Source organism: uncultured Georgenia sp. (assembly GCF_937958535.1).
Taxonomy (GTDB): domain Bacteria; phylum Actinomycetota; class Actinomycetes; order Actinomycetales; family Actinomycetaceae; genus Oceanitalea.
On the sequence record NZ_CALGNQ010000066.1, the window covers coordinates 1 to 4,962 of the forward strand.

Here is a 4,962-nt window from a genome sequence, read left to right on the forward strand (position 1 = left end):
CCGAGCCGGGCCGAGTCCGAGCACGACATCGTGGAGAACTCCCACGCCTCGACCGCGCTGTCCTGGGCGGACGGCATCGCCCGCGCCCACGAGCTCACCGGCCAGCGCGACCGCCACGTCGTCGCCGTCATCGGGGACGGCGCGCTGACCGGCGGTATGGCCTGGGAGGCGCTGAACAACATCGCCGAGGCGCAGGACCGGCGGCTCGTCGTCGTCGTCAACGACAACGGCCGCTCCTACGCCCCGACGATCGGTGGCCTGGCCCACCACCTCCACGCCCTGCGCACCACGCGCGGGTACGAGAAGGTGCTCGGCTGGGGCAAGCGCGCCCTGCAGCGCAGCGGCCCGCCCGGACGACTCACCTACGACGCCCTCCACGGGCTGAAGAAGGGCGTCAAGGACATCGTCGCGCCCCAGGGCCTGTTCGAGGACCTCGGGATCAAGTACATCGGCCCCGTCGACGGGCACGACCTGGCGGCGATGGAGTTCGCGCTGCGCCGCGCCAAGGCATTCGGCAGCCCGGTCATCGTCCACGCCATCACCGAGAAGGGCCGTGGCTACACCCCGGCCGAGGAGGACATCGCCGACCGCTTCCACGCCGTCGGCGTCATCCACCCGGAGACCGGGCTGCCGGTGGCCCCCTCCCGCTTCGGCTGGACCTCGGTCTTCGCCGAGGAGATCGTCGAGATCGCCCGGCAGCGCAGCGACGTCGTCGCCGTCACCGCCGCGATGCTCCAGCCGGTGGGGCTCAAGCCCTTCGCCGAGGAGTTCCCCGACCGCGTCATCGACGTCGGCATCGCCGAGCAGCACGCACTGACCTCGGCCGCCGGCATGGCCTTCGCCGGGCTGCACCCGGTGGTGGCGCTCTACGCGACCTTCCTCAACCGGGCCTACGACCAGCTCCTCATGGACGTGGCGCTGCACCGCGCCGGGGTCACCGTGGTCCTCGACCGCGCGGGCATCACCGGCGACGACGGCGCCAGCCACAACGGGATGTGGGACCTGGCGCTGCTGCGAACCGTCCCCGGGCTGCGGCTCGCGGCCCCGCGCGACGAGCCCAGCCTGCGCGCCGAGCTGCGCGAGGCGGTCGACGTCGACGACGCCCCCACCGTGGTGCGCTACCCCAAGGGCGCCCTGCCGGAGCCGCTCCCGGCCATCGGACGCGAGGGGAGCGTCGACATCCTCCTGCGTACCGCCGGCGACGGCGGTCCGCGCGTGCTCGTCGTCGGTGTCGGCGCCATGGCGCACACCGCCGTCTCCGTCGCCGACGCGCTGGAGGCCCAGGGCATCGGGTCGACGGTGGCCGACCCGCGCTGGGTGCTCCCGGTGAGCGAGGACCTCCTGAGGCTCGCGACGAAGCACGACATCGTCGTCGTCGTCGAGGACGGCCTGGGCACCGGTGGCATCGGCAGCGCGATCCGCGACGCCCTGGCCGGGGCGGGCCACGACGTCCCGGTCCAGACCCACGGGCTGCCCCACGAGTTCCTCGCCCACGCCAGCCGCGCCCAGGTTGTCGAGCGCTACCGGCTGCAGGCCCAGGACGTCGCCCGCCAGGCGGCCGGCGCCGTCGCCGCACTCGGCACCGTGGACCAGCAGGTGGAGGCTGACCCCCGCAGCTGACGGGGGCGCGCTGCCCGGGTTGTGAGGCGGCTAACCCCGCGGTCCGGTCGAAGGTCCCACGGGATGCCACCCCTCTCTTCCGTACGGTGGAAACACCGGAACGACCGGATGAGAGGGGAGTCAGCGATGGCCACGACCACCATCCACGATGCGCAGCAGTCCACCGACGCCTGGAGGGGGTTCGCGCCGGGGCCCTGGCAGGACACCATCGACGTCCGGGACTTCATCCAGCGCAACTACACGCCGTACGACGGTGACGCCTCCTTCCTCGCCGGCCCCACCGAGCGCACCCGGCAGGTGTGGGGCACGCTCACCGCGATGTTCCCCGAGGAGCGCGCCCGGGGCGTGTACGACGTCGACGCGACGACGCCGTCGACCATCACCTCCCACGCGCCCGGGTACATCGACCAGGACCGGGAGCTCATCGTCGGCCTGCAGACCGACGCCCCGCTGAAGCGGGCGATCATGCCCTTCGGCGGCTGGCGGATGGTCGCCAAGGCCCTGGAGACCTACGGCTACGAGGTGGACCCCACCCTGGAGCGGATCTTCACCACCTACCGCAAGACCCACAACCAGGGCGTCTTCGACGTCTACCCACCGGCCGTCCGCAAGGCCCGCAGCGCCCACATCATCACCGGGCTGCCGGATGCCTACGGCCGCGGCCGCATCATCGGCGACTACCGCCGCGTGCCGCTCTACGGCGTGGACGCCCTCATCGCGGCGAAGTGGGCCGACCGCGCCCTGCTCGACGCCCAGTGGTCCACCGAGCAGGTCCTGCGCGAGCGGGAGGAGAACGCCGAGCAGATCCGCGCCCTGGAGGAGCTGAAGGAGATGGCGGCCTCCTACGGCTACGACATCTCCGGCCCGGCCCGCACCGGCCACGAGGCCGTCCAGTGGCTGTACTTCGCCTACCTGGCCGCGGTGAAGGAGCAGAACGGCGCGGCGATGTCGCTCGGCCGGACCTCGACCTTCCTGGACATCTACCTCCAGCGGGACCTGGAGGAGGGCCTGCTCACCGAGACCCAGGCCCAGGAGCTCATCGACGACTTCGTCATCAAGCTCCGCATCGTGCGCTTCCTGCGCACCCCGGAGTACGACCAGCTGTTCTCCGGTGACCCCACCTGGGTCACCGAGTCGATCGGCGGCATCGGCGCGGACGGACGCCACCTCGTGACGAAGAACTCCTTCCGCATGCTCCAGACCCTGTACAACCTCGGCCCGGCACCCGAGCCCAACCTCACCGTGCTGTGGAGCGACGGGCTGCCCGAGGGCTTCAAGCGGTTCTGCGCCAAGGTCTCCATCGACACCTCGGCCATCCAGTACGAGTCCGACGCGCTCGTGCGGGAGCAGTGCGGGGACGACGCCGGCATCGCCTGCTGCGTCTCGGCGATGACCATCGGCAAGCAGATGCAGTTCTTCGGTGCCCGGGTCAACGTCGCCAAGGCCCTGCTCTACGCCATCAACGGGGGCCGTGACGAGATCACCGGTGAGCAGGTCGCACCGGTGAGCGAGGCGGTGCAGGGGGACGTCCTGGACTACGACGACGTCGTGGCCAAGTACGACGCGCTGCTCGACTGGCTGGCCCAGACCTACGTCGAGGCCCTCAACTGCATCCACTACATGCACGACAAGTACGCCTACGAGCGGCTGGAGATGGCGCTGCACGACCGCGACGTGCTGCGCACCATGGCCTGCGGCATCGCCGGGCTCTCGGTGGCGGTGGACTCGCTGTCCGCGATCAAGTACGCCACCGTGCGGCCCGTGCGGCGCGAGGACGGGCTCGTCGTCGACTACGAGGTCGAGGGTGACTTCCCGACCTTCGGCAACGACGACGACCGGGTCGACTCGATCGCGGTGACCCTTGTCGAGCGCTTCATGGAGAAGGTGCGCCGGCACCCCACCTACCGGGACGCGGTGCACACCCAGTCGGTGCTCACCATCACCTCCAACGTCGTGTACGGCAAGCACACCGGCAACACCCCCGACGGCCGGCGGGCCGGGGAGCCGTTCGCCCCCGGTGCCAACCCGATGAACGGGCGCGACACCCACGGGATGCTCGCCTCGGCGCTCTCGGTGGCCAAGCTGCCCTACTCCGAGGCGCAGGACGGGATCTCGCTGACCAACACCATCGTGCCCGCGGGTCTGGGCCGCACCGAGGAGGAGCAGGTGGGCAACCTCGTCGGCCTGCTCGACGCCTACATGGGGGCCGGCGGCTTCCACATGAACGTCAACGTCCTCAACCGGGACACCCTGCAGGACGCGATGGAGCACCCGGAGAGGTACCCGCAGCTGACGATCCGGGTCTCGGGCTACGCGGTGAACTTCGTCCGGCTCACCCGCGAGCAGCAGCTCGACGTCATCTCCCGCACCTTCCACGGGCGGGTCTGAGAGACGGCCATGACCGTCGCCCCCGACCAGGCCGTGGTCAGCGGTGTCGTCGCCCCCGACGGCATCAACGGCGAGTACGTGGCCGTCCCCGAGGACGCCGTCCCGCGGCTGCGGCGGTCGGCGGGCACCGCGGGGCTGGCCACCGAGGAGATGGACCGCAGCGCGCACCTCGCGGCGGTGCGCCGCGGTGAGGTCGGCTCGCTCCACTCCTGGGAGCTGGTGACGGCGGTGGACGGGCCGGGCACCCGGATGACGGTGTTCCTCGCCGGGTGCCCGCTGCGCTGCCTCTACTGCCACAACCCGGACACGCTGCGGATGCGGGACGGGCAGGCCGTGCACGTCGACGAGGTGCTCGCGCGGGTCGCGCGGTACGTCCCGGTGTTCCGGGCGACGGGGGGCGGGCTGACCGTCTCCGGTGGGGAGCCGCTCATGCAGCCGGCGTTCCTCACGCGGCTGCTCGAGGGGGCCAAGTCACTGGGCGTGCACACGACGATCGACACCTCCGGCTACCTCGGCCCCTACGCGAGCGAGCGTCTCCTGGACGCCGTCGACCTCGTCCTGCTCGACGTGAAGTCCGGCATCCCGGAGACCTACCGGGAGGTCACCGGGCGCGAGCTGCAGCCCACCTTCGACTTCGGCCGCCGGCTGGCGGCGCGGGGCACCGAGATCTGGGTGCGCTTCGTCCTCGTCCCCGGCCTCACCGACGCCCCGGAGAACGTCGATGCGGTCGCCGACTACGTCGCCACGCTGCCGACGGTGAGCCGGGTCGAGGTCCTGCCCTTCCACCAGATGGGCCGGGACAAGTGGGAGCGGCTGGGGATGGACTACCGGCTCGGCGACACCCGGCCACCGTCCCCGGAGCTCGTCGAGCGGGTGCGCGACCAGTTCCGCAGCCGCGGGCTGCTCACCTACTGACGCGACCGCGCCCGCCCCGCCAGAGCGCTGATCCTGCCC

3 protein-coding genes are annotated in these 4,962 nt (G+C 71.7%); all 3 read left to right on the plus strand.

Annotation, left to right across the window (positions count from 1 at the left end):
* A partial coding sequence (locus Q0195_RS03955; RefSeq protein ID WP_299274862.1) for a 1-deoxy-D-xylulose-5-phosphate synthase occupies nt 1-1,620 on the plus strand: 1,620 nt, incomplete at its 5' end.
* Between the two features lie 126 nt (nt 1,621-1,746).
* Nucleotides 1,747-4,008, plus strand: a complete 2,262-nt coding sequence (pflB, locus tag Q0195_RS03960; RefSeq protein WP_299274864.1) for a formate C-acetyltransferase — start codon at nt 1,747-1,749, stop codon at nt 4,006-4,008.
* Between the two features lie 150 nt (nt 4,009-4,158).
* Nucleotides 4,159-4,923: a pyruvate formate-lyase-activating protein gene (gene pflA / locus Q0195_RS03965; RefSeq protein ID WP_299274867.1), complete on the plus strand. Its 765-nt coding sequence runs from the start codon at nt 4,159-4,161 to the stop codon at nt 4,921-4,923.
* The last annotated feature ends 39 nt before the right edge of the window (nt 4,924-4,962 follow it).

Excerpts from the sequence above, each read along its gene's own strand:
- pflB (WP_299274864.1), top strand. The coding sequence starts at position 1,747 with ATGGCCACGACCACCATCCACGATGCGCAGCAGTCCACCGACGCCTGG.
- pflA (WP_299274867.1), top strand. The coding sequence starts at position 4,159 with ATGGACCGCAGCGCGCACCTCGCGGCGGTGCGCCGCGGTGAGGTCGGC.